The organism is Variovorax sp. UMC13, from assembly GCF_014170375.1.
Taxonomy (GTDB): domain Bacteria; phylum Pseudomonadota; class Gammaproteobacteria; order Burkholderiales; family Burkholderiaceae_C; genus Variovorax.
Genome location: NZ_LZZW01000029.1, coordinates 39,302 through 62,500 on the forward strand (window position 1 = coordinate 39,302; position 23,199 = coordinate 62,500).

The 23,199-nt window shown below is 68.9% G+C and carries 29 protein-coding genes (1 of these 29 running past the window's edge); 21 read left to right on the forward strand and 8 right to left on the reverse strand.

The genetic code is table 11. From position 1 onward, the window contains the following. The first annotated feature begins 15 nt into the window (after nucleotides 1-15). Nucleotides 16-990, forward strand: a complete 975-nt coding sequence (locus tag A9977_RS22615) for a LysR substrate-binding domain-containing protein (protein WP_183027099.1) — start codon at nucleotides 16-18, stop codon at nucleotides 988-990. Here A9977_RS22615 and A9977_RS22620 read toward each other — a convergent pair. Then, nucleotides 977-1,411, reverse strand: coding sequence for a DUF1841 family protein (locus A9977_RS22620; RefSeq protein WP_183027100.1), 435 nt, complete (start codon nucleotides 1,409-1,411; stop codon nucleotides 977-979). The genes A9977_RS22615 and A9977_RS22620 overlap by 14 nt on opposite strands. A 35-nt stretch (nucleotides 1,412-1,446) precedes the next feature. Further along, entirely contained in the window at nucleotides 1,447-2,232 is a 786-nt protein-coding gene (locus A9977_RS22625) for an IclR family transcriptional regulator C-terminal domain-containing protein (RefSeq protein WP_183027101.1), read from the reverse strand. A gap of 117 nt (nucleotides 2,233-2,349) precedes the next feature. On the opposite strand from A9977_RS22625, the gene A9977_RS22630 reads away from it, so the two are divergent. From A9977_RS22630 to A9977_RS22650, 5 genes are all read left to right on the forward strand, one after another. Next, nucleotides 2,350-3,051 (forward strand): 3-oxoacid CoA-transferase subunit A, encoded by a 702-nt coding sequence (locus tag A9977_RS22630; protein WP_183027102.1) that lies wholly within the window; start codon nucleotides 2,350-2,352, stop codon nucleotides 3,049-3,051. Beyond that, nucleotides 3,048-3,704 carry a 3-oxoacid CoA-transferase subunit B gene (locus tag A9977_RS22635; protein ID WP_183027103.1) on the forward strand — a complete coding sequence of 219 codons (657 nt, stop codon included), beginning with the start codon at nucleotides 3,048-3,050 and terminating at the stop codon, nucleotides 3,702-3,704. The genes A9977_RS22630 and A9977_RS22635 overlap by 4 nt, the downstream gene beginning before the upstream one ends. Before the next feature lie 34 nt (nucleotides 3,705-3,738). Then, nucleotides 3,739-4,947, forward strand: a complete 1,209-nt coding sequence (pcaF, locus tag A9977_RS22640) for a 3-oxoadipyl-CoA thiolase (protein ID WP_183027104.1) — start codon at nucleotides 3,739-3,741, stop codon at nucleotides 4,945-4,947. A gap of 61 nt (nucleotides 4,948-5,008) precedes the next feature. Next, nucleotides 5,009-5,737: an SDR family NAD(P)-dependent oxidoreductase gene (locus A9977_RS22645; RefSeq protein WP_183027105.1), complete on the forward strand. Its 729-nt coding sequence runs from the start codon at nucleotides 5,009-5,011 to the stop codon at nucleotides 5,735-5,737. A 124-nt stretch (nucleotides 5,738-5,861) separates the two neighbouring features. Then, nucleotides 5,862-6,872 carry a tripartite tricarboxylate transporter substrate binding protein gene (locus A9977_RS22650; RefSeq protein ID WP_183027106.1) on the forward strand — a complete coding sequence of 337 codons (1,011 nt, stop codon included), beginning with the start codon at nucleotides 5,862-5,864 and terminating at the stop codon, nucleotides 6,870-6,872. 141 nt (nucleotides 6,873-7,013) lie between these two features. On the opposite strand, the gene kefC is transcribed toward A9977_RS22650, so the two are convergent. Both kefC and A9977_RS22660 read right to left on the reverse strand, forming a co-directional pair. After that, nucleotides 7,014-8,855: a glutathione-regulated potassium-efflux system protein KefC gene (kefC, locus tag A9977_RS22655; RefSeq protein WP_183027107.1), complete on the reverse strand. Its 1,842-nt coding sequence runs from the start codon at nucleotides 8,853-8,855 to the stop codon at nucleotides 7,014-7,016. A 2-nt stretch (nucleotides 8,856-8,857) separates the two neighbouring features. Continuing rightward, on the reverse strand, nucleotides 8,858-9,583 hold the full coding sequence (locus A9977_RS22660) for an NAD(P)H-dependent oxidoreductase (protein WP_183027108.1): 726 nt from the start codon (nucleotides 9,581-9,583) through the stop codon (nucleotides 8,858-8,860). Between the two features lie 101 nt (nucleotides 9,584-9,684). Here A9977_RS22660 and A9977_RS22665 point away from each other — a divergent pair, with 101 nt between their 5' ends. Continuing rightward, the gene (locus tag A9977_RS22665; protein WP_183027109.1) at nucleotides 9,685-10,143 is read left to right on the forward strand and encodes a MaoC family dehydratase; all 459 of its coding nucleotides are present in this window, start codon (nucleotides 9,685-9,687) and stop codon (nucleotides 10,141-10,143) included. Here the strand turns inward: A9977_RS22665 and trmL are convergent, their stop codons facing one another. Together trmL and A9977_RS22675 are read right to left on the reverse strand one after the other, a co-directional pair. After that, entirely contained in the window at nucleotides 10,144-10,605 is a 462-nt protein-coding gene (trmL, locus tag A9977_RS22670; protein ID WP_183027110.1) for a tRNA (uridine(34)/cytosine(34)/5-carboxymethylaminomethyluridine(34)-2'-O)-methyltransferase TrmL, read from the reverse strand. Between the two features lie 31 nt (nucleotides 10,606-10,636). Next, entirely contained in the window at nucleotides 10,637-11,353 is a 717-nt protein-coding gene (locus tag A9977_RS22675; RefSeq protein WP_183027111.1) for a ComF family protein, read from the reverse strand. Between the two features lie 22 nt (nucleotides 11,354-11,375). Here A9977_RS22675 and A9977_RS22680 point away from each other — a divergent pair, with 22 nt between their 5' ends. From A9977_RS22680 to A9977_RS22710, 8 genes are all read left to right on the forward strand, one after another. Next, nucleotides 11,376-12,281: a methyltransferase domain-containing protein gene (locus A9977_RS22680; protein ID WP_183027112.1), complete on the forward strand. Its 906-nt coding sequence runs from the start codon at nucleotides 11,376-11,378 to the stop codon at nucleotides 12,279-12,281. A 139-nt stretch (nucleotides 12,282-12,420) separates the two neighbouring features. After that, a complete protein-coding gene (locus tag A9977_RS22685; protein ID WP_183027113.1) occupies nucleotides 12,421-12,897 on the forward strand; it encodes a DUF2244 domain-containing protein in 477 nt (158 codons plus the stop codon). 62 nt (nucleotides 12,898-12,959) lie between these two features. Continuing rightward, entirely contained in the window at nucleotides 12,960-14,141 is a 1,182-nt protein-coding gene (coxB, locus tag A9977_RS22690; protein WP_183027114.1) for a cytochrome c oxidase subunit II, read from the forward strand. Nucleotides 14,142-14,189: 48 nt separating this feature from the next. Beyond that, on the forward strand, nucleotides 14,190-15,821 hold the full coding sequence (gene ctaD / locus A9977_RS22695) for a cytochrome c oxidase subunit I (RefSeq protein WP_183027115.1): 1,632 nt from the start codon (nucleotides 14,190-14,192) through the stop codon (nucleotides 15,819-15,821). A gap of 25 nt (nucleotides 15,822-15,846) precedes the next feature. Beyond that, a complete protein-coding gene (locus tag A9977_RS34100; RefSeq protein ID WP_220812017.1) occupies nucleotides 15,847-15,957 on the forward strand; it encodes a cytochrome oxidase small assembly protein in 111 nt (36 codons plus the stop codon). Nucleotide 15,958: 1 nt separating this feature from the next. Then, entirely contained in the window at nucleotides 15,959-16,585 is a 627-nt protein-coding gene (locus A9977_RS22700; protein WP_183027116.1) for a cytochrome c oxidase assembly protein, read from the forward strand. After that, on the forward strand, nucleotides 16,582-16,791 hold the full coding sequence (locus tag A9977_RS22705; protein WP_183027117.1) for a DUF2970 domain-containing protein: 210 nt from the start codon (nucleotides 16,582-16,584) through the stop codon (nucleotides 16,789-16,791). Before A9977_RS22700 ends, A9977_RS22705 begins: the two co-directional genes overlap by 4 nt. A gap of 58 nt (nucleotides 16,792-16,849) precedes the next feature. Next, entirely contained in the window at nucleotides 16,850-17,731 is an 882-nt protein-coding gene (locus A9977_RS22710; protein WP_183027118.1) for a cytochrome c oxidase subunit 3, read from the forward strand. 86 nt (nucleotides 17,732-17,817) lie between these two features. On the opposite strand, the gene A9977_RS22715 is transcribed toward A9977_RS22710, so the two are convergent. Then, complete coding sequence (locus A9977_RS22715) at nucleotides 17,818-18,039, reverse strand: twin transmembrane helix small protein (protein ID WP_183027119.1); 222 nt, start codon at nucleotides 18,037-18,039, stop codon at nucleotides 17,818-17,820. 36 nt (nucleotides 18,040-18,075) lie between these two features. Between A9977_RS22715 and A9977_RS22720 the strand changes: the two genes are divergently transcribed. Genes A9977_RS22720 through A9977_RS22745 form a run of 6 tightly spaced genes read left to right on the forward strand, consistent with a single transcriptional unit; the run spans nucleotide 18,076 to nucleotide 23,111 of the window. Beyond that, complete coding sequence (locus A9977_RS22720; RefSeq protein WP_220812032.1) at nucleotides 18,076-18,882, forward strand: SURF1 family protein; 807 nt, start codon at nucleotides 18,076-18,078, stop codon at nucleotides 18,880-18,882. Continuing rightward, nucleotides 18,869-19,546 carry a hypothetical protein gene (locus A9977_RS22725; protein WP_183027120.1) on the forward strand — a complete coding sequence of 226 codons (678 nt, stop codon included), beginning with the start codon at nucleotides 18,869-18,871 and terminating at the stop codon, nucleotides 19,544-19,546. Before A9977_RS22720 ends, A9977_RS22725 begins: the two co-directional genes overlap by 14 nt. Before the next feature lie 6 nt (nucleotides 19,547-19,552). Continuing rightward, complete coding sequence (locus A9977_RS22730) at nucleotides 19,553-20,755, forward strand: heme A synthase (RefSeq protein WP_183027121.1); 1,203 nt, start codon at nucleotides 19,553-19,555, stop codon at nucleotides 20,753-20,755. Further along, complete coding sequence (cyoE, locus tag A9977_RS22735) at nucleotides 20,752-21,669, forward strand: heme o synthase (protein WP_183027122.1); 918 nt, start codon at nucleotides 20,752-20,754, stop codon at nucleotides 21,667-21,669. The genes A9977_RS22730 and cyoE overlap by 4 nt, the downstream gene beginning before the upstream one ends. Nucleotides 21,670-21,679: 10 nt before the next feature. Continuing rightward, complete coding sequence (locus A9977_RS22740) at nucleotides 21,680-22,276, forward strand: SCO family protein (protein WP_183027263.1); 597 nt, start codon at nucleotides 21,680-21,682, stop codon at nucleotides 22,274-22,276. A 7-nt stretch (nucleotides 22,277-22,283) separates the two neighbouring features. Next, nucleotides 22,284-23,111, forward strand: coding sequence for a DNA alkylation repair protein (locus A9977_RS22745; protein ID WP_183027123.1), 828 nt, complete (start codon nucleotides 22,284-22,286; stop codon nucleotides 23,109-23,111). A 43-nt stretch (nucleotides 23,112-23,154) separates the two neighbouring features. Here A9977_RS22745 and rpoH read toward each other — a convergent pair whose 3' ends face one another. Next, nucleotides 23,155-23,199: the 3' end of an RNA polymerase sigma factor RpoH gene (rpoH, locus tag A9977_RS22750; protein ID WP_183027124.1), read on the reverse strand. 900 nt of this gene lie beyond the right edge of the window; the window shows 45 of its 945 coding nt (coding positions 901-945); its start codon lies beyond the right edge, outside the window; the stop codon is at nucleotides 23,155-23,157.

Sequence of the window (23,199 nt, forward strand, 5' to 3'; positions counted from 1 at the left end):
ACCATCGGTAATTCAATGCAGCCGCTCCTTGCTTCCGAACGCTTCGCGCGCGGCGTCCAGCTGCGGCACCTGCGCTGCCTGGTGGCGGTGGCGCAGGAGCGCCACCTGGCGCGCGCCGCCGAGCGGCTGGCGCTGAGCCAGCCCGCGATGTCCAAGACCCTGGCCGAGCTCGAGGCGCTGGCCGGCACCCGGCTGGTCGAGCGCGGCGAGGCCGGGCGGCGCGGCATCCAGCGCTTCACCGTGGCCGGCGAACAGCTGCTGGCGCATGCGCTGCGCGTGCTGGAGGCGGTCGATGCGGGCGCGCAGGCGCTGCGGCCCGGCGCGGGCGAGCGCATCGAGCGGGTGCGCATTGGCGCCTTGCCCAGCGTGGCGCCGACGCTGCTGGTCGATGCGCTGCTGGCCCTGCGCCAGCGCATGCCCGCGCTGCAGGCCGAGGTGCGCACCGGCGCCAACGCCGCGCTGTGCGACGCGCTGCGCGCCGGCGAGCTCGACCTGGTCTGCGGCCGCATGAGCGACCCGCAGCGCATGGCCGGCCTGAGCTTCGAGTTCCTCTGCGCCGAGCCGCTGGCCATGGTGGTGCGGCCCGGCCATCCGCTGGCCGGCACGGCCGCGCTGTCGATGCAGGAGGTGATGGCCTGTCCGCTGGTGGTCTACAGCGAAGGCACGGTGCCGCGCCACCACACCGAGAGCCTGCTCTCGGGCCTGGGCCTGCGGCTGCCGGCCGACCACACGCAGACGCTGGACCTGTCGGTGGCGCGCGCGCTGCTGCTGCGCTCGGATGCGGTGTGGTTCACGGCCGCGGGCGCGGCGCGCGACGAGCTGCGCGCGGGCACGCTGGTGCGCCTGAATGTCGCGACGCCCGGCACCGAGGAACCGGTGGGCCTGCTGCTGCGCAGCGGCGTGGAGCTGTCGGCGGCGCAGCGCACGCTGGCGGCGCTGCTGCGCGAAGGGGCCTCAGCCCACGCGGCCGCGCTGTTCAGTCGCGGGTAGCGCGGCGCTGCACGCAGTCCACATACGCTTCGCCGTCGGGCGGGCGGCCCGCGCGCTGGGCCTCCCACATCATCCGGCCCAGGCACTCCATGGCTTCGTGGTGCGCTTCGAGCAGCGAGCGGCGGCGCGCCGACAGCAGCTCGACCGCCTGGCGGATGCCGCGCGGCTGGTCGATCGAGCACTGCTCGCTGATCGACAGGTGCATCGACAGGTGCAGGAAGGGGTTCTCGCGCCCGTCCTTCCCGTCGTAGATGCGCGCCACCGCGGCATCGGCATCGGCCAGTTCGGCGTGGTATTCGGGGTGCGCGTCGATCCAGCCCGCAGCGATGGTTTCCAGCGCTTCCATGGGCAGGCCGTCGCGGTTCTTGGCGTAGACGTTGCAGAAGAAGCGGCGCACTTCTTCCTGAGTGGGATTGAACATGATGCGCGGGAGGGTAGCACCGGCCCAAAGACGTGTCAGAGCAGCCGTGAAATCTCGGCCGCCGCGGCGCGCAGGCCCGGCAGCAGCGTCTCCTGCATGACCTTGGCGGGGGTGCGGTTGGCCTGGCCGCTGATGTTGAGCGCGGCCACGGTGCGGCCGCTGCGGTCGGTGACCGGCGCGGCGATCGAGATCAGGCCTTCTTCCAGTTCCTGGTTCATCAGGCACCAGCCCTGGCGGCGCGCCTGCTGCACCTTGGCCAGCAGCGCGTCGATGTCGGTGATGGTGTGGCGCGTCAGCGCGACCGGCTGCGAGGCCTCGAGCCGCGCGCGCACCGCCTCGTCGTCGAGGTCGGCCAGCAGCATGCGGCCCAGCGAGGTGCAGTAGGCCGGCAGCCGGGTGCCGACCGCGAGGTTGATGCGCATGATCTTGTGCGTCTGCACCCGCAGCACATAGACGATGTCGGTGCCGTCGAGCACCGCGGCCGAACACGACTCCTTGACCTGCGCCACCAGCGCCTCCATCACCGGCTCGGCCCGGTTCCAGATCGGCATCGACGACAGGTAGGCGAAGCCCAGCTCGAGGATGCGCGCCGTCAGGCCGAAGCGCTTGCCGTCGGTCTCGACATAGCCCAGCGATTGCAGCGTGAGCAGGATGCGGCGTGCGCCGGCGCGCGTGAGGCCGGTCGCGGCCGCCACCTCGCTCAGGGTCTGGCGCGGCGCGGCGGCGCTGAAGGAGCGGATCACCTGCAGGCCGCGGGCGAAGGATTGCACGTAGCTGTCGCCGGGGGCCGGCGCGGGGTCGTTGTCTCGAGGGTTTGCCATGACGGGTCTTGTTGTTTAGAATTCATTATAAGAACAAATGTTCGCCATACGAACAAATTGGCGGGCGGTCCCGGCGCTTTGCGCGCAGTCCCTTTCCCCTCACCGGAGACAGATTCCATGATCGACAAGATCGCGCCTTCGATTGCCGAGGCCATGTCCGGCATCCAGGACGGTGCCACCGTCCTCATCGGCGGCTTCGGCACCGCCGGCATCCCGCTCGAACTGATCGACGGCCTGATCGCGCAGGGCGCGAAGGACCTGACCGTGGTCAACAACAACGCCGGCAATGGCGAGACCGGCCTGGCCGCGCTGCTCAAGGCCGGCCGCGTGCGCAAGATCATCTGCAGCTTCCCGCGCCAGGTCGACAGCCAGGTCTTCGACGGCCTCTACCGCAGCGGCAAGCTGGAGCTCGAGCTGGTGCCCCAGGGCAACCTGGCCGAGCGCATCCGCGCCGCCGGTGCCGGCATCGGCGCCTTCTTCTGCCCCACCGGTTACGGCACGCAGCTGGCCGAAGGCCGCGAGACGCGCGAGATCGACGGCAAGCAGTACGTGCTCGAGTACCCGATCCATGGCGACGTGGCGCTGATCAAGGCCGAGGCCGGCGACCGCTGGGGCAACCTGCTCTACCGCAAGGCGGCGCGCAACTTCGGCCCGGTGATGGCCATGGCCTCGAAGAAGACCATCGCGACCGTGCACGAGGTGGTCGAGCTCGGTTCCTTCGACCCCGAGGCGATCGTGACGCCCGGCGTGTTCGTCCACCATGTCGTCAAGGTCGAGCGTGTCGCGACCCAGGCCGGCGGTTTCAAGAAGGCAGCATGACCATGAGCACCCCCACCTACCAACGCCGCACCAAGGACCAGCTCGCCGCCCGCGTGGCGCAGGACATCTTCGACGGCGCGGTCGTCAACCTCGGCATCGGCCAGCCCACGCTGGTGGCCAACCACCTGCCGGCCGGCCGCGAGATCGTGCTGCAGAGCGAGAACGGCATCCTGGGCATGGGCCCGGCACCGGCCGCGGGCGACGAGGACTACGACCTGATCAACGCCGGCAAGCAGCCGGTCACGCTGCTGGCCGGCGGCTCCTACTTCCACCATGCCGACAGCTTCGCGATGATGCGCGGCGGCCACCTCGACATCTGCGTGCTCGGGGCCTTCCAGGTCTCGGCCACCGGCGACCTGGCCAACTGGAGCACCGGCGAGGAGGGCGCGATCCCCGCGGTCGGCGGCGCGATGGACCTGGCCATCGGCGCGAAACAGACCTGGGTCATGATGGACCTGCTGACCAAGGCCGGCCTGAGCAAGATCGTGGCCCAGTGCAGCTACCCGTTGACCGGCATCGGCTGCGTCAAGCGCGTTTACTCGGACCTCGCGACGCTCGAATGCACGCCCGCCGGCCTGAAGCTGGTCGACACGGTCGACGGCCTCTCGCACGCCGAACTGGAAAAGCTGATCGGCCTGCCGATCGCCGCCTGATTCATCGAACGACACCACCCAAGGAAGAGACACCATGAGCAGCAAGCAAGCCTTCATCTGTGACGCCATCCGCACGCCCTTCGGCCGCTACGGTGGTGCGCTCTCCAGCGTGCGCGCCGACGACCTGGGCGCGATCCCGCTCAAGGCGTTGATGGAACGCAACGCCAACGTCGACTGGCAGGCCGTGGGCGACGTGCTCTACGGCTGCGCCAACCAGGCGGGCGAGGACAACCGCAACGTCGCGCGCATGTCGGCGCTGCTGGCCGGCCTGCCGCTGGAACTGGGTGGCGCCACCATCAACCGCCTCTGCGGTTCGGGCCTGGACGCGGTCGGTTCGGCCGCGCGCGCCATCAAGGCAGGCGAAGCCGGCCTGATGATCGCGGGCGGTGTCGAGAGCATGAGCCGCGCCCCCTTCGTGATGCCCAAGGCCGAGTCGGCCTTCAGCCGCGCCAACGCGGTCTACGACACCACCATCGGCTGGCGCTTCGTCAACAAGCTGATGAAGGCGCAGTACGGCGTCGACTCGATGCCCGAAACGGCCGAGAACGTGGCGACCGACTACAAGATCGAGCGCGAAGCGCAGGACCGCATGGCCCTGGCCTCGCAGCAGCGCGCCGTGGCCTCGCAGAAGTCGGGCTTCTTCGACGCGGAGATCGTGCCGGTGCACGTGCCGCAGAAAAAGGGCGACGCGATCGTGGTGAGCAAGGACGAACACCCGCGCGACACCAGCCTCGAGGCGCTGGCCAAGCTCAAGGGCGTGGTGCGTCCCGATGGCACGGTCACCGCCGGCAACGCCAGCGGCGTGAACGATGGCGCCTGCGCGCTGCTGCTGGCCGACGAGGCCAGCGCCGCGAAGCACGGCCTCACGCCGCGGGCCCGCATCGTCGGCATGGCCACGGCCGGCGTCGCGCCGCGCGTGATGGGCATCGGCCCCGCGCCCGCCACGCAGAAGGTGCTGGCGCTGACCGGCCTCACGATCGACCAGATCGACGTGATCGAACTCAACGAGGCCTTCGCGGCCCAGGGCCTCGCGGTGCTGCGCCTGCTGGGGCTGAAGGACGACGACGCGCGCGTCAACATCAACGGCGGCGCGATCGCGCTGGGCCACCCGCTGGGTGCCAGCGGCGCGCGCCTCGCGACCACCGCGGTCAACCAGCTGCACAAGAGCGGCGGCCGCTATGCGCTGTGCACCATGTGCATCGGCGTCGGCCAGGGCATCGCCCTGATCCTCGAACGCGTCTGAGCGCGTTCTGTTTCCGGGGCCGTGTCCGCATGGCCCCTTCCGAAGAGTTCTGGAAGCCAAGATGAGTCAACAAGAAGTCGCCCTGGTCACGGGCGGCAGCGCCGGCATCGGCCGCGCCACCTGCGAAGCGCTGCTGGCGCAGGGCCGTACGGTCGTCAACCTCGACTACAACCAGCCCGACTGGACGCACGAGAAGCTCGTGTCCTTCCAGGCCGACCTCACGCGCGAGCAGGACACGAAGGAGATCGCGGCCCACATCGCGTCACAGTACGCCATCACCGCGCTGGTCAACAACGCCGGCGCCACGCGGCCCGGCACCATCGACACGGCCACCATGGCCGATCTCGACTACGTGGTCGGCCTGCACTTCAAGGCCAGCATGATCCTGATCCAGGCTGCACTGCCCGCGCTGCGCGCCTCGGGCCGCGGCCGCATCGTGAACGTGTCCTCGCGCGCCGCGCTGGGCAAGCCCGAGCGCATCGTCTACTCGGCCACCAAGGCCGGCATGGTCGGCCTGACCCGCACGCTGGCGATGGAACTCGGCGGCGACGGCATCACCGTCAACGCCGTGGCGCCGGGCCCGATCGCGACCGAGCTGTTCCGCAACAGCAACCCCGAAGGCGCGCCGCAGACCCAACGCATCATCGACAGCATCGTGGTGAAGCGCCTGGGCACGGCCGACGACGTGGCCCGCGCCACGCTGTTCTTCCTCTCGCCCGACAACGGTTTCGTCACCGGTCAGGTGCTGTACGTCTGCGGCGGCACGACCTTGGGCGTCGCGCCCATCTGACCTCGCCGCGGGCCCGGGCCATCGCCCGCGCGCCCGCGCACTCCCTCGAACGGGCCGTGCCCGTTCGCTTCGCGTGCGGGCGCCGTGCCGCCTGCGCTGGTTCCACCCTTTCCAAGGCTTTCCCATGACCCGTTCCTTCCCTGCCGCCGCGCCGAAGCGCCGCACCTTCGTCCTGGCCACCGTGGCCGCTGCCGGCGCGCTGTCGCTGGCCCCGCTGGCGGCGCAAGCCCAGGCCGCGTTCCCGAGCAAGCCCATCACCATCATCGTGCCCTTCTCGGCCGGTGGCACCACCGACATCCTGGCGCGCGTGGTCGGCCTGCACATGGGCACCGACCTCGGCCAGCCGGTGGTGGTCGACAACCGCGCGGGCGCGGGCGGCAACATCGGCGGCCAGGCGGCTGCGCGCGCGAACCCCGACGGCTACACGCTGTTCATGGGCACGGTCGGCACGCACGCCATCAACCAGAGCCTCTACAAGAAGATGCCCTTCGACCCGATCAAGGACTTCGCGCCGCTGTCGCGCGTGGCCATGGTGCCGAACCTGCTGGTGGTCAACCCGGGCCAGCCTTACAAGAGCGTGAAGGAACTGATCGCCTACGGCAAGGCCAACCCGGGCAAGATCAACTTCGGTTCCTCGGGCAACGGCAGCTCGATCCACCTGTCGGGCGAGCTGTTCAAGCAGATGACCGGCGTCGACATGCAGCACGTGCCCTACCGCGGCAGCGCGCCGGCCGTGTCCGACCTGCTGGGCGGCCAGATCTCGGTGATGTTCGACAACATGCCCTCGGCGATCCAGCATGTGAAGGGCGGCAAGCTGCGCGCCCTGGCCGTGACCACCGCCAAGCGCTCGCCCGCGCTGCCCGACGTGCCGACCATCGCCGAAGCCGGCGTGCCCGGCTACGAAGCCACCTCGTGGTTCGGCCTGCTGGCCCCGGCCGGCACGCCCGCGCCCATCGTCGCCAAGCTCAACGCCGCGATCCTCAAGGCGCTGGCCGATCCCGAAGTGAAGAAGAAGCTGGCCGAGCAGGGCGCCGAATCGCACGGCGAGAAGCCGGAAGAGTTCGCCGCCTTCATCAAGAGCGAGACCGCCAAGTGGGGCAAGGTCGTGAAGGAATCGGGCGCCAGCCTGGATTGATCCATCGTTCTGGGAACGTGTGAAGGAACCGTCGCGAGCGCCCCGAGCCTGCCAAGGCTGAGTTCGGGAGCGGAGCCGCACTCGCGTGCGGTGAGCACCGCAGATGCGGGATCGGGGCGCGCAGCAGGTTCATTCGCACGTTCAATCGTCGCGCCGGTCCCAGTCTGCGCCGGAGCGCTGCTGGCGCTCCTCGCGTTCGCGCGTCATCTGCTCCTGGAATTGCTGGCGGCCTTCCTTGGCCACCGCGATCAGCTTGGCCCGGTCCTTGTAGTGCGGGTAGGTCTGCTGGGTGAGCTTGATGTTGCGCCGTCGGAAGGCCATCGCCGATTCGCGCGCCTCGTGCGCGGGCCAGCCCAGCACCTCGAGCACCGAGCGCGCGCTGCGCAATGAGGACTCGAACAGCTCGCGTTCGATGAACTCCACCTTGCGGTCCAGCAGCTGGTAGAGGTGGCTCACGTTGCGCGCCCGCGCGACCAGCCGCGCCTGCGGGAAATGCTCGCGCACCAGGTCGACGATCTCCAGCGACTGCTTGATATCGTCCACTGCGACCACGATGGCCAGGGCGCTACCGGCCCCCGCGGTGCGCAGCAGGTCGAGCCGCGTCGCATCGCCGTAGAACACCCGGAAGCCGAACTCGCGCATGCCCTGCACGGTGTCGGGGTTGTGATCGAGCACGGTCACGTCGATGCGCTGCGAGCCCAGCATGCGGCCCACGATCTGGCCGTAGCGGCCGAAGCCGCAGATCAGCACCTTGGGCTCCTGCTGCTCGGAAATCTCCTCCAGGTCCGGGCCGGCCGAGTGGTGGTAGCGCGGCAGCACGAACCTGTCGATCGCGACCAGCAGCAGCGGCGAGATCAGCATCGACAGCGCGACCGCGCCGATCAGGAAGGACGCGACGCCCGGCGGCAACACGTCGGGGCCGGCCGCCTGGAACACCACGAAGGCGAACTCGCCGCCCTGCGCGAGCAGCAGCGTGAACACCGGCCGCTGCTGGTAGGGCACGTCCATGGCCTTGGCCAGCGAGTAGATCACCACGAACTTGAGCGCCAGGAAGCCCACCACCACCAGCGCCATCAGTCCGGGCTGCGCCATCAGCACGCCGAAGTCGATGCTCATGCCGACGGCGATGAAGAACAGCCCCAGCAGCAGGCCCTTGAAGGGTTCGATGTCGGTCTCCAGTTCGCGCCGGTACTCGCTCTCGGCCAGCAGCACGCCGGCGAGGAAGGCGCCCAGCGCCATCGACAGGCCGACGAACTGCATCAGCGCCGCGATGGCCACCACCAGCAGCAGCGCGGCGGCGGTGAAGATCTCGGGCGTGTTGCTGCGCGCGATCCAGCGCAGCACGGGTCGCAGCAGCAGCCGGCCGCCCAGCACGATGCCGGCGATCACGCCGACGATCTTGGCCGCCTCGAGCGCGCGCGCCGCGCCGCTCATGGCCTCGTGGGCGTCGGCGTCGGCGCCGGCACCGGCCAGCAGCGGCAGCAGCGCGAGGATCGGGATCGCGGCCACGTCCTGGAACAGCAGGATCGAGAAGCCGGCCTGCCCGCTGGCGGTGGGCAGCAGGTTGCGCTCGCCGAAGACCTGCAGCGCGATGGCGGTGGACGACAGCGCCAGGCCCAGTGCCGCGACCAGCGCCACGCGCCAGCTCGCGCCGGCCAGGTAGCCGACCAGGAACAGCACGCCCGCGCAGACCAGCACCTGCGCGCTGCCCCAGCCGAAGATCGGCCGTCGCAGGTTCCACAGGCGCGCGGGTTCGAGTTCGAGGCCGACCAGGAACAGCATCAGCACCACGCCGAACTCGGCGAAGTGCAGCACGTCCTCGACGCTGGAGACCAGCCCCAGGCCCCAGGGCCCGATGGCGATGCCCGCGGCCAGGTAGCCGATGATGGAGCCCAGGCCCAGCGCCTTGGACAGCGGCACCACCAGCACGGCGGCGCTCAAATAGATCAGGCTGCTGGTGAGCCAGGCGGGTGCGTGTTCCATGCTCAGGCCGCCTTTTTCTCGTCGGTTGCCGCGGGCGGTGTCGCCATGGCGGCCAGCGCCCGCTGCATCCCGTCGCTGAAGGCGGCGCTGCGGTCCGGCTCGACGGCCGGCCGGTCCGCCGCCGGCACCTCGCAGGCCGGGCAGTCGCCCAGCGCGTCGAGTTCGGGCCAGGCCGGGTAGCTGGCCAGGCGCTGGGCGAAGGTCTGGACGTGGGCCGTGACTTCGGCCGCGTCGGCGCTGCGCGCGCCGTGCAGGATCATCGGCGGCAGGAAGCGCATGCCGCACAGCGCGGCGGTCTGCTCGTAGGGCGGCAGGAAGGCGTCGAAGAAGTAGCGGTTGTAGCTCTGCGGGTGGTAGCTCTCCTGCGGGCCGCCGGTGGTTGCGACCAGCCAGAGGGCCTTGCCGCGCAGTGCGGTGCCGCCGGTTCCGTAGGCCCAGCCGTAGTGCAGCACCTCGTCGAGCCAGAGCTTCTGCAGCGGCGGCATCGCATACCACTGGATCGGGTGCAGCAGCACCAGCAGGTCGGCCCGCGCCAGGCGTTCACGCTCGGCATGGGCGTCGATGGCGTAGTCGGGGTAGCTGCCGTAGAGGTCGTTGACGTCGATGCCCGGCACCTGCCGCGCGGCCGCCAGCATGCGCCGGTTGACGCGTGAATCGCGCCAGTGCGGGTGGGCGGCGATCACGTAGATGCGCGCCGCGTCGGTTCCCGTTTCTGTTGTTGTAGTCATATCCCGCGAACATAGCGCAGCGGACGCATCCTGTGCCGGTTCGCGGTTGTTGTCGCCGCGCGGACAGCGCGTTGCGAAGACGCCGGCGTACAGTGCGTCGCATGAAAAAGACATTCCAGACCCTGGCGGACCTTGCCGCCTGCGTCGGCCAGGAAGTCGCCGTGAGCGACTGGCTGACCATCACCCAGGAACAGGTCAACCAGTTCGCCGAGGCGACCGGCGACCACCAGTGGATCCACGTCGACGTCGAGCGGGCCAAGGCGGGCCCCTTTGGCGCGCCGATCGCGCACGGCTTCCTCACGCTGTCGCTGCTGCCCAAGCTCTATGAAAGCGCCTTCGACGTCGTCGAGTCGCGCATGGGCGTGAACTACGGCCTGAACCGGGTGCGCTTCATGTCGCCGGTGCCGGTCGGCAGCCGGCTGCGCGGGCGCATGAAGCTGCTGTCGGCCGAACCGATCGCCAACGAGGGCCTGCAGATGGTGTGGGAAGCCACGATCGAGCTCGAAGGCGCGGCCAAGCCGGCCTGCGTGGCCGAGTCGGTGGTGCGGCGCTTCAAATAACTAGCCGAAGCCGTTCTGCCGCCAGGCCTCGAACACGGTCACGGCCACGGCATTCGACAGGTTGAGGCTGCGCTGCCCCTCGCGCATCGGCAGGCGCAGCTTCTGCGGTGCCGCGAAGCTGTCGCGCAGTTCCGGCGCCAGTCCGCGGGTTTCCGAACCGAAGACCAGCCAGTCGCCGGGCTGGAAGGCCACGTCGTGCACCGCGCGGGTGCCGCGGGTGGTCAGCGCGAACATGCGCGCGGGCGCCGGTGACTCGCTGGCCAGCAGCGCCGCCCAGTCGGCATGGCGCCGTACCTCGGCGTACTCGTGGTAATCCAGGCCGGCGCGGCGCAGCAGCTTGTCGTCCATCGAGAAGCCCAGCGGCTCGACCAGGTGCAGCGTGCAGCCGGTGTTGGCCGCCAGGCGGATCACGTTGCCGGTGTTCGGCGGGATTTCGGGTTCGACCAGGACGATATGGAACATGGGGCCGATTGTCGCGGCCCCGAGGCCGTCGTCAGTGCGGCGGATCGGTGCGGGCCAGCACCAGGCCGGTGATGTGCGCCGCGCCGGCCGCGCGCAGCACCGCCGCCGCCGCGAACAGCGAGGCCCCGCTGGTCATCACGTCGTCGAGCAGCACGACGCGCCGGCCCCCGAGCTCGGCCGCGCGCAGGGGCTCGAGCGCGAAGGCGCCGCGCAGGTTGCGCAGCCGCTCGGCGCGGGTCAGGCCGCTCTGCGCCGTGGTGTCGCGGATGCGCAGCAGCAGGCGCGCCTCGGTCTTGCGGGGCGCCAGGCGGCGTGCGAGTTCGAGCGCCTGGTTGAAGCCGCGTTCACGCAGGCGGGCCGGTGCCAGCGGCATGGGCAGCAGCAGGTCGCAGGCGTCCAGCGCCGGTTCGACCCAGGGCGCGCTGCGCATCAGCGTGGCGAAGGGTCCCGCCCAGCCGGCCTGGCCCTGGAACTTGAATTCACCGATGTGGCCCGGCCAAGGCCAGGCGTAGCTGCAGGCGGCCAGGCAGGCGTCGAGCGGCGGTGGATGCCGCACGCATTCGCCGCAGCGGGCCACCCCGGCCGGCAGCGGCAGGGCGCAGGTGCGGCAGCGCGGTGCCGGCGGCGCGAAGCGCGCCACGCAGGCGTCGCAGACCGGCCGCGACGGCCAGGCGCGGCACACCGCGCACTGGCTGGGCAGCCGCCCTAGCAGAGACGAGAAAGGCCGTGCGGCCAGGCTGGAACGCATCGCTCAATATACTGGGCTCCCCATGCCCACCGATCCCGTCCAGCGCCCGCCGACCATCGATGCACCGGCCGCCGCAAGGTGGGCTCGGCTGCCCGCCGACCCCGCATCCCCGTGGCTGCACGAGGAGATCGGCCGGCGCATGGAGGACCGGCTGCAATGGATCACGGCCAAGCCCCAGCGCTGGGCCGACTGGTCGCCCTTGCGCGGTGGGCTGGAAGCGCATGCGCTGGTGGCGCGGCGCTACCGCGACGCCGTGCCCTACGTGATCGAGCCCGATGCGGCGCTGGCCGCCCGCACCGCCGACGCGCTGAACACGCCCTGGTGGAGCGCGCGCCGCTGGCAGGGCGTGCGCGCCCGGGTCGAGGCGCCGCCGGAGGCGGGCGTCGACCTGCTGTGGGCCAACATGGCGCTGCACATGGCGGCCGACCCGCAGGCGCTGATCGCCGAGTGGCACCGGCACCTGGCGACCGACGGTTTCCTGATGTTCTCCTGTCTCGGACCGGACACCCTGCGCGAGCTGCGCGCGCTGTACGAAACGCAGGGCTGGCCGCCCGCCTGCCACCAGTTCACCGACATGCACGACTGGGGCGACATGCTGGTCGGCGCGGGTTTTGCCGAGCCGATCATGGACATGGAGCGCATCGTGCTGACCTGGGCCACGCCCGAGGCCGCCTTCGCCGAATTGCGCGGCCTGGGGCGCAATCTGCACCCGGCGCGCTTCGCCGGGCTGCGCGGGCGGGGCTGGCACGCTGCACTCGCCGGCGCGCTGGCCGGATCGGCCGCGCAAGCCCCCGATGGCCGCATCTCGATGACCTTCGAAATCATCTACGGCCACGCCTTCAAGCCGCCGCCGCGCGTCGCGCTGTCCGGCGAAAGCGCCGTTTCCCTGCGCCAGATGCGCGAGATGCTGCAGCGCGGGCGGCCTTGATCGAGGTCAAATTGTGCAACCGACCCGCTACAATCCGCGGTTGCGTGAACTCCCGGGGCTTTTCCCTCGTTCGATGATTGCCCAGCCCGGCTGAAACGGGTGCGGTGGCCGTCGAAGAACCGATCTGCCGAGCTCGTCCGTGTCGAATTCCGTGTTTCGTTTTGCCACCGTCTCAGGCCAGAGCATCCACTGGTTCCTGAAGCGCAACTGCTCGGTCACCCCGAGTCAGCTGGGGTGGCTCTACGTGTCGCTCTGCGTGATTTCGCTGGGCGTGGGCACGGGTTTCTGGCTGAACGGCGCACCGTTGGTGCTGCCGTTCGCATGGATCGAACTCATCGCGGTCGGCGTCGCTTTCATGCTGTATGCCAGGCACGCGACCGACGGAGAGCGGATCGAGTTGCAAGGCGGGCGGCTGGTGGTCGAGCTGGAAAACGGAGGGCGCTGCGAGCGCACGGAGTTCTTGCCGCACCAGGTGAGGGTCGAGCCGCAGATCAGCGATCGTTCGCTGATCGAGGTGTCGGGGCAGGGTCGGTCGGTCAAGGTGGGGCGCTATGTGCGCCCCGAATTGCGCGCGGCGCTGGCGCGCGAGATTCGCATGGCATTGCGTGGCGTTTGAGCGGCGCGGGGCTCGCACCGTGCAGGCCGGTGGGTTAAACGGAAATTGAAGAAGTGAACACGATGAAGAGCATTTGGCGCAACAAGTACAGGCCGGCGAATTTGCTGCTGGCGGCCAGCGCGGTCCTCGGCGGCGCGGCGCATGCAGTCGAAGACCTGCCGGGCGGTCCACTGGTGCGCCAGCTGAACATGCCGGTCGGCGTGACCAAGATCGCGCAGGAACAGCATTTCCTGCACACGGTCATGATGATCCTGTGCACCGTGATCTTCATCGCAGTGTTCGCGGTCATGTTCTATTCGATCTGGAAGCACCGCAAGTCGGTGGGCCACAAGGCCGCCAACTTCCATGAATCGGTGGTGGTCGAAGTGGTCTGGACCATCGTGCCCTTCATCATCGTGATCCTGATGGCCCTGCCGGCCACCAAGGTGCTGGTGGCCCAGAAGGACACCACCAACGCCGACCTCACCGTCAAGGCCACCGGTTACCAGTGGAAGTGGGGCTACGACTACATCACCGGCGAAGGCGAGGGCCTGGGCTTCATCTCGACGCTCGACAGCTCGCACCGCGCGATGTCGAACGCCGGCGCCAAGGGCGAGATCCCGGCCGACTACCTGTTCAAGGTCGACAACCCGCTGGTGGTGCCGGTCGACAAGAAGATCCGCGTGATCACCACCGCCAACGACGTGATCCACGCTTTTGCCGTGCCCCAGTTCGGGATCAAGCAGGACGCGATCCCCGGCTTCGTGCGCGACACCTGGTTCCGGGCCGAGAAGGTCGGCGACTACTACGGCCAGTGCCAGGAACTCTGCGGCAAGGAGCACGCCTACATGCCGATCCACGTGAAGGTGGTCTCGGCTGCCGACTACACGGCCTGGGTCGACGTCAAGCGCAAGGAAGCCGCCGCCAAGCTCGACGACCCGAACAAGGTCTGGGCGCTGCCCGAGATGCTGGTGCGTGGCGAGAAGGTCTATGCGGCCAACTGCGCTGCCTGCCACCAGGCCAACGGCAAGGGCGCCGGCCCGATCAAGCCGCTCGACGGCTCGGCCAAGGTGCTCGACGCCGACCACACCGATCAGATCAATGTGCTGCTCAAGGGCCAGAACAACGGCGCGATGCCGTCCTGGAAGCAGCTGAGCGACACCGACATCGCCGCCGTCGCGACGTACACCAAGAACAGCTGGTCGAACAAGACGGGCCAGTTGGTGCAGCCGGCCGAAGTGAAGACCGAGCGCGCCAAGCTCTAAACAAGAGGCCCAGCGCCCCGCGACGAAGAAATTGCAAGGAACATTGAAATGAGTGCAGTCCTCGACCCACACGGTCACGCCCACGGCGACCACGCGCACGACGACCACCACCACGCGCCCACCGGCTGGCGCCGCTGGCTGTTCGCGACCAACCACAAGGACATCGGTACGCTGTACCTGCTGTTCTCGTTCACCATGCTGATGGTGGGCGGCGTGCTGGCGCTGCTGATCCGTGCCGAGCTGTTCCAGCCCGGCCTGCAACTCGTGAACCCCGAGCTGTTCAACCAGTTCACGACCATGCACGGTCTGATCATGGTGTTCGGCGCGATCATGCCGGCCTTCGTGGGCTTCGCGAACTGGATGATCCCGCTGCAGATCGGCGCGTCCGACATGGCCTTCGCGCGGATGAACAACTTCAGCTTCTGGCTGATGATCCCCGCCGCGCTGATGCTGGTGGGCTCGTTCTTCATGCCCGGCGGCGCCCCCGCGGCCGGCTGGACGCTCTACGCACCGCTGACGCTGCAGATGGGCCCGTCGATGGACGCGGGCATCTTCGCGATGCACATCCTCGGCGCCTCGTCGATCATGGGCTCGATCAACATCATCGTGACCATCCTCAACATGCGCGCCCCCGGCATGACGCTGATGAAGATGCCGATGTTCTGCTGGACCTGGCTCATCACCGCCTACCTGCTGATCGCCGTGATGCCCGTGCTCGCCGGCGCCATCACCATGACGCTGACCGACCGCCACTTCGGCACCAGCTTCTTCAACCCCGCCGGCGGCGGCGACCCGGTGATGTACCAGCACATCTTCTGGTTCTTCGGCCACCCCGAGGTCTACATCATGATCTTGCCGGCCTTCGGCATCGTGAGCCAGATCGTGCCGGCCTTCGCCCGCAAGAAGCTGTTCGGCTACGCCTCGATGGTGTACGCCACCTCGTCGATCGCGATCCTGTCCTTTATCGTGTGGGCCCACCACATGTTCACCACCGGCATGCCGGTGACCGGCCAGCTGTTCTTCATGTACGCGACCATGCTGATCGCGGTGCCCACGGCCGTGAAGATCTTCAACTGGATCGCCACGATGTGGCAGGGCTCGATGACCTTCGAGACGCCGATGCTGTTCGCGGTCGGCTTCATCTTCGTGTTCACGATGGGCGGCTTCACCGGTCTGATCCTGGCCGTGGCGCCGATCGACATCCAGCTGCAGGACACCTACTACGTGGTGGCCCACTTCCACTACGTGCTGGTGGCCGGTTCGCTGTACGCGATGTTCGCCGGCTTCTACTACTGGTGCCCGAAGTGGACCGGCGTGATGTACAACGAGACCCGCGGCAAGATCCACTTCTGGTGGTCGCTGATCTCCTTCAACATCACCTTCTTCCCGATGCACTTCCTGGGCCTGGCCGGCATGCCGCGCCGCTATGCCGACTACCCGATGCAGTTCGCCGACTTCAATGCGGTGGCCTCGGTCGGCGCCTTCGGCTTCGGTCTGGCACAGGTCTACTTCTTCTTCTTCGTCGTGCTGCCCGCGATGCGCGGCAAGGGCGAGCCTGCCGCGGCCAAGCCGTGGGAAGCCGCCGAAGGCCTCGAGTGGGAAGTGCCGTCGCCGGCGCCCTTCCACACCTTCGAGACCCCGCCCAAGCTCGACGCGACCGCCACCAAGGTGATCGGCTGAGCGGCCGGACGAACGATTGTCTGCAATGACCCCTGAACAGAAAAAGAGCAACCGGCGCATGGGGCTCACGCTGGCCTCCATCGCGGTGCTGTTCTTCATCGGTTTCATGGCGCGCATGGTCTGGTTCGGACGCTGACATGGCACTGGGCTCTTCCCTCCGCCGCGAAAACGTCCGCATGGTCGGCAAGCTGACGATCGTCGCCTGTGGCATGTTCGCCTTCGGCTACGGCCTGGTGCCGCTCTATCGCGCGATCTGCGAGATGACCGGCATCAACATCCTGTCGCTGTCCGAACTGCAGGTGCCCGGTGGCGCCGCGGGCGGCAAGAGCGTGCGGGTGCCGGACAACACGCAGGTCGACACCTCGCGTACCATCACGGTCGAGTTCGACGCCAACGTGCGTGGCCTCTGGGACTTCAAGCCCGCGCAGCGTTCGATGCAGGTGCACCCGGGCCAGCTGAACACCGTGATGTACGAGTTCCAGAACACGCAGAACCGTCGCATGGCGGCGCAGGCGATCCCGAGCTATGCGCCGCAGCAGGCGGCGCCGTACTTCAACAAGCTCGAGTGCTTCTGCTTCAACCAGTACACGCTGGATTCGGGCGAGAAGAAGCAGTGGCCGGTCGCCTTCGTGATCGACCCCAAGATTTCCAAGGACGTGAAGACCATCACGCTGTCGTACACCTTCTTCGAGGTGGGCGGCAAGACGCCCGCGGCACCGACGGCCTCGGCCGCGCCGCTGGTGGGTGAGGAGCCGCGCTCGTGAGTCCGGCTGCCGCACCCCGCAAGGGCTCCATCTGGCGCACCGTCAAGGCGGTGGCCTGGGGCTTCTTCGGCGTGCGCAAGAACAGCGCCTATCAGGAAGACATCGCCCGGCTCACGCCGCTGCACATCGTGGCCGTGGGCCTGGTGGCGGTGGCGGTGTTCGTCGGCGCGCTGATCGTGCTGGTCAAGTACGTGGTTGCGGCCTGAGGCCACGACAAGAGTTGCCCCATAGAAACGAAAACGAGAGAGAAAGCCAGGAACGGATATGAGTTCAACCACCCACGGCACCACGCCTTATTACTTCGTGCCCGGGCCGTCGCGCCACCCGATCATGGCGGCCATCGGCCTGTTCTTCGTGATCCTGGGTGCGGGGCAGTGGATCAACGCGCACCAATGGGGCGCCTACTCGCTGGCCTTCGGCCTGCTGTGGTGGTGGGTCGTGCTCTACCAATGGTTCAGCGAATCGATCCGTGAAAGCGAAAGCGGGCAGTACGGTCACAAGATCGACCTGTCCTACCGCTGGAGCATGAGCTGGTTCATCTTCTCGGAAGTGATGTTCTTCGGCGCCTTCTTCACCGCGCTGTGGTGGACCCGCACGCACTCGCTGCCGGCGCTCGGCAGCCTGGACAACGCGCTGCTGTGGCCCGACTTCAAGGCCGTGTGGCCCAGCGTCGCGGCCGGCGTGACCGGTTCGCCGGCCGGCATCGTCGAGCCCTTCCAGACCGTCGGCCCCTTTTGGCTGCCGACCATCAACACCGCGCTGCTGCTGAGCTCGGGCGTGACCCTGACGATCGCCCACCACGCGCTGCGTGCCGACCACCGTGCCCAGTGCATCCGCTTCATGTGGCTGACCGTGGTGCTGGGCATCGTGTTCCTGGGCGTCCAGGGCTACGAGTACTACCACCTGTACACCGAACTGAACCTCAAGCTCAGCTCGGGTGCCTACGGTTCGACCTTCTTCATGCTGACCGGCTTCCACGGCCTGCACGTGTTCATCGGCATGCTGATGCTGCTGTTCATCACGCTGCGCCTGCAGAAGGGCCACTTCACGGCCGAGCGCCACTTCGGCTTCGAAGGCGCGGCCTGGTACTGGCACTTCGTCGACGTGGTGTGGTTGGGCCTCTACTTCCTGGTCTACTGGCTTTGAGCATTCCGACCGGTCCGAAAAAAAAGCGCCGGAAGGCGCTTTTTTCATGGTCGCCCTGGTCCTGGTGGACCTGGAACGAGCACGATCTACTTGCCGATCGGCAGCCCGCCGGGCGTGATGTAGCCCAGCTTCCAGCCCAGCAGCACGCAGAGGAACAAAAGGACCGACAGGCCGATCCGAACCGTGAGGGCGCGCACCATGCCGCCGCTCTTGGCGCGGCCATCCCGGCCGTCTTTCATCATGAAGAACAGGGCCCAGCCCAGGCTGGCCAGGATGCCCGCGAACGCAAGGGCGAGGACGTATTTCATGAACCCGATTATCGGCCTCGCGAGGCACCTCCGGTGCTGAACGACGTGCCATCCGCGCCCGTGCGGCCTGCCCGGCGCGGACGCTTCTGGCTGGTCACGCTGGCTGCCGTGCTGACGCTGGCCACCACCGTCTCGCTGGGCCGCTGGCAACTCTCGCGCGCGGCCCAGAAAGAGGCGCTGCAGGCCGAGATCGATGCGCAGAAGCTGCTGCCGCCGCTCGACCAGGAGGCCTTCCTGGCGCTGGACCAGCCCGCGCAGGCGCTGCACCGCCCGGTGCACCTGCGCGGCCTCTGGCTGGCGCCGCAGACTGTCTACCTGGACAACCGCCAGATGCGTGGCGTGCCCGGCTTCTATGTGCTGACGCCCTTCGCCATCGAGGGCAGCGAGCAGACGGTGATGATCCAGCGCGGCTGGGTGCAACGCAATTTCACCGACCGCACGCAGCTGGTGCCGGTCGAGACGCCCGGCGGCCTGGTCGACGTGACGGCGCTGGTCGCCACGCCGCCCGCGCATCTGTTCGAGCTCGGCAAGGAAGTTCCAGTGGCACCGGCGCCCGAGGGGCAGCAGCCTGGCGTAGGGTCTTCCCCCATCCGGCAGAATCTGGACCTCGAAGCCTTCCGCGCCGAGACCCGGCTGCCCCTGCGCACCGACCTCTCGCTGCAGCAGACCGGCGCCGCCTCCGAAGGCCTGCAGCGCGAATGGCCCGCGCCGGCGCTGGGCGTCGAAAAGCACTATGGCTATGCATTCCAGTGGTTCGGCCTCGCGGCCCTCGTTGTCTTCCTCTATGTCTGGTTCCAACTCATCGCCCCCCGGCGCAGCAAGGCCCGTGATGTCCGCTCCTGACGAGCCGCTCGGCCTGACCGTGCATTCGATGCCCTCGCCGACCCAGGCGCTGCAGGGCGAAGGCCGCCGCACCGCGCTCGGGCGCTGGAAGATGGCCGCCGTCATGCTCTGCTGCGCCGCGCCGGTGATCGCTTCCTACTTCACCTATTACGTGGTCCGGCCCGAAGGCCGCAGCGTGTACGGCGAGCTGATCGACCCGCAGCGCCCGTTGCCGGCGCTGACCGCCACCGCGCGCGACGGCACGCCCACACCGCTGCCCGCGCTCAAGGGCCAGTGGCTGCTGGTGAGCGTGGCCGATGCGGCTTGCGACGCCCTGTGCGAGCAGCAGCTCTACCTGCAGCGCCAGCTGCGCGAGAGCCTGGGCCGCGAAAAAGACCGGCTCGACCGCGTCTGGTTGGTGAGCGACGCGGCCCCGGTGCCCGCGCGCCTGGACAACGGCCTGCACGGCGCGACCGTGCTGCGCGTGCCGGCCGCCGACCTCGCGCAGTGGCTGGTGCCCGCGGCCGGCCATGCGCTGGCCGAGCACCTGTTCGTGGTCGATCCACTCGGCAACCTGATGATGCGCTTCCCGGCCCGCATGGACGCCGAGGGCGCGGGCCATGCCAAGCGCGACCTGGGGCGCCTGTTGCGGGCCTCGTCGTCCTGGGACGAGGCGGGCCGCTGATTCTCGATGATGGAAACGCAGTCTCTCTACGACCTCACGCCCGTCGCCTGGCTCATGGCCATGGGCGTGCTGATCGCGCTCGGTCCGCTGTTCTGGGTCTGGCGGCGCAACGCCGGCGCCGGCCCCGCGCGCCGCCTGCATGCGCTGACCGTGCTCACGCTCTTCCTCACCTTCGACCTCACGCTCTTCGGTGCCTTCACCCGGCTCACCGATTCGGGCCTGGGCTGCCCGGACTGGCCCGGCTGCTACGGCAACGCCAGCCCGCTGGGCGCGCGGCACGAGATCGCGATGGCGCAATCCGCGCAGCCCACTGGCCCGGTCACGCACAGCAAGGCCTGGGTCGAGATGGTGCACCGCTACCTCGCCACCGGCGTGGGCGTGCTGATCCTGGTGCTGTCCGTCGCCACCTGGATCGAACGCCGCCGCCAGCGCCGCCTGTCCGCGCGCGAGGCGGCCGACGCGCCGCAGGCGCTCAGCGCCTGGTGGCCCGCGGCCACGCTGGTCTGGGTCTGCCTGCAGGGCGCTTTCGGCGCGCTCACGGTCACGCTCAAGCTGTTCCCGGCCATCGTGACCATGCACCTGATGGGCGCGATCGTGCTGCTCGCGCTGCTCTGCATCCAGGCCGTGCGCTACCGCCAGGCCGCGGCCGCGCGCGGCCCGGTGCCGATCGCCTCGCCGCTGCGCACCTTGCTGGTCGCCACCACCGCGCTGCTCACGCTGCAGATCGCGCTGGGCGGCTGGGTCAGCACCAACTACGCGGTGCTGGCCTGCACCCAGTTCCCCACCTGCCAGGGCAACTGGTGGCCGCCGATGAACTTCGCCCAGGGCTTCCAGATCTGGCGTGAGCTGGGTGTGGACACCGGGGGCACGCCGATCGATTTCGCGGCGCTCACCGCCATCCACTATGTGCACCGCCTGATGGCCTACCTGGTGTTCGTCGCGCTGGGCGTGCTGGCCTGGCGCCTGCACCGCATCGTTGCGCTGCGCTTCTCGGCGCGCTGGCTGGCCGGACTCGCGCTGCTGCAGCTGGCCACCGGCCTGGGCAACGTGCTGCTGGGCTGGCCGCTGGCCGCGGCCGTGCTGCACACCGGCGGCGCCGCGGCGCTGGCCGTGGTGCTGGTCTGGACGCTGTGCGAGAGCCGGCGCGAAAAGAATGCGGTGACGGTGCGCGGCACCGCCCCGCGTTCGGGCACCATGGGGGCCGCATGAGCAGACCCGTTCCCACCCCTCCCGCACCGCAGAGCGCCTCGAACGCCAGCGTGATCCGCCAGTTCTATGCGCTGACCAAGCCGCGCGTGGTCCAGCTGATCGTCTTCTGCGCCCTGATCGGCATGGTGCTGGCCGTGCCCGGCGCGCCGAGCCTGGCCGACGCGGAGCGCGCGCTGCTGGCCTGCATCGGCATCTGGCTGGTGGCCGGCGCGGCCGCCGCCTTCAACTGCCTGGTCGAGAAGGGCATCGACGCCAAGATGAAGCGCACCGCCTGGCGCCCGACCGCGCGCGGCGAGCTCAGCGACCGGCAGGCGCTGATCTTCTCCGCGTTGCTGTGCGCGGCCGGCTCGGCGCTGCTGTGGCTCACGGTCAATCCGCTGACCATGTGGCTCACCTTCGCCACCTTCGTCGGCTACGCGGTGATCTACACCGTGATCCTCAAGCCGCTGACGCCGCAGAACATCGTGATCGGCGGCGCCTCGGGCGCGATGCCGCCGGTGCTGGGCTGGGCCGCGATGACCGGCGACGTCGGGCCGGAGGCGCTGATCCTGTTCCTGATCATCTTCCTCTGGACGCCGCCGCACTTCTGGGCGCTGGCGCTCTACCGGGTCGAGGACTACCGCAAGGCCGGCCTGCCCATGCTGCCGGTCACGCACGGCAACGCGTTCACGCGGCTGCAGGTGCTGCTCTACACCTTCATCCTGTTTGCGGCCTGCCTGATGCCCTTCATCTACGGCATGAGCGGCTGGCTGTACCTCGCGGTGGCGGTGGTGGTGAGCATCGGTTTCAGCGGCTACGCCTTCGCGCTGTGGCGCAACTACTCCGATGCGCTCGCGCGCAAGACCTTCCGTTTCTCCCTGATCCACCTGAGCGTGCTGTTCGCGGCGCTGCTGGTCGATCACTACCTCCTCTGACGACGCCATGATGCACAAGCGACATTTCCTGCAGTGGGCCGGCGCGGCCGCCCTGGTCGGCACCAGCCTGGCCGCCTGCACCGAGGCCAAGCCCAGCTTCAATGCGGTCGACATGACAGGCGCCGACTACGCCAAGAATTTCGTGCTGACCGACGCCGACGGCAAGGCGCGCACGCTGCAGGACTTCAAGGGCAAGGTGGTGGTGCTGTTCTTCGGCTACGCCCAGTGCCCCGACGTCTGCCCGACCACCATGAGCGAGATGGCGCAGGTCAAGCAGCAGCTGGGCAAGGACGGCGACAAGCTGCAGGTGCTGTTCGTCACGGTCGACCCCGAGCGCGACACGCCCGCGGTCATGAAGGCCTACATGGGCGCCTTCGACCCCGCTTTCGTCGCACTGATCCCGACCAACGAGCAGCTGGTCGCGATGGCCAAGGACTACAAGGCCTACTACAAGAAGGTCGACGGCAAGACGCCTACCAGCTATTCGATGGACCATTCGGCCGCCAGCTACATCTACGACACGCAGGGGCGGCTGCGCCTCTACGCGCGCTACGGCATGGGCGTGGCGCCGATGGTGGCGGACGTGAAGACGCTGCTCGCTTCCTGAACAGGGCATGGCGACGGCGGCGGGCTCGGTCGAGCACCTGAAAGGGCGCAAGGGCGCGTTCCGCATCGCGTTGATCCCGCCCGAGGTGCTGCAGGCCCTCAACGACGGCCGGCTCGAGACCGTCAACCTCAACGAATTCATGGCGCTGGCGCTGCCGCAACTGGCGCGCAGCGTGGCGGGCCACATCGGACTCGATGCGCAGCACGAGCGCCTGCTCGACACGCTGGCCATGCTCGACGCCTTCAAGCCGATGCAGCGCCACGGCCACATCGCCCGCGTGCTCTACGACCTGGCAGCGCAGCACGACGAACGCGACGCCGTGGCCCACAGGCTGGCCACCCACCCCAGCGACGTGGCGCGGTGCTGGGCCGCGCAATGGGTCACGCTGTCGGGTCTGCCGCTGCCGGCGCAACTGGAGGCGGTACGACGCTTTGCCGCCGATCCGCATTTCGGCGTGCGCGAGATCGCCTGGATGGCGGTGCGCGACGCGGTCATCGCCTCGCTCGACGAGGCGCTGGGCTTGTTGCAGCCCTGGGTGGGCGATCCCGATCCGAACATCCGCCGCTTCGCGAGCGAACTCACGCGTCCGCGTGGCGTGTGGTGCGCGCAGATCGAGGCGCTCAAGACCGCGCCCTGGCGCGCGCTGGCCTTGCTCGAACCTCTGCGCGCCGATCCGAGTCGCTATGTGCAGAACTCGGTGGCCAACTGGCTCAACGATGCGAGCAAGAGCCAGGGGGAATGGGTCCACGGCGTGTGCGCGCGCTGGGTGGCGGAATCGGACACGCCCCAGACGCGCTACATCGCCAAGCGGGCGCTGCGCACGCTCTCCAAATGACAAAGCCCGGCATGCCGGGCTTTGTTCCTGGAGGGCGAAGGCCTCACGCGTAGTCGGCGAGCGCCTTCTTCATCTTCTTCATGGCCGC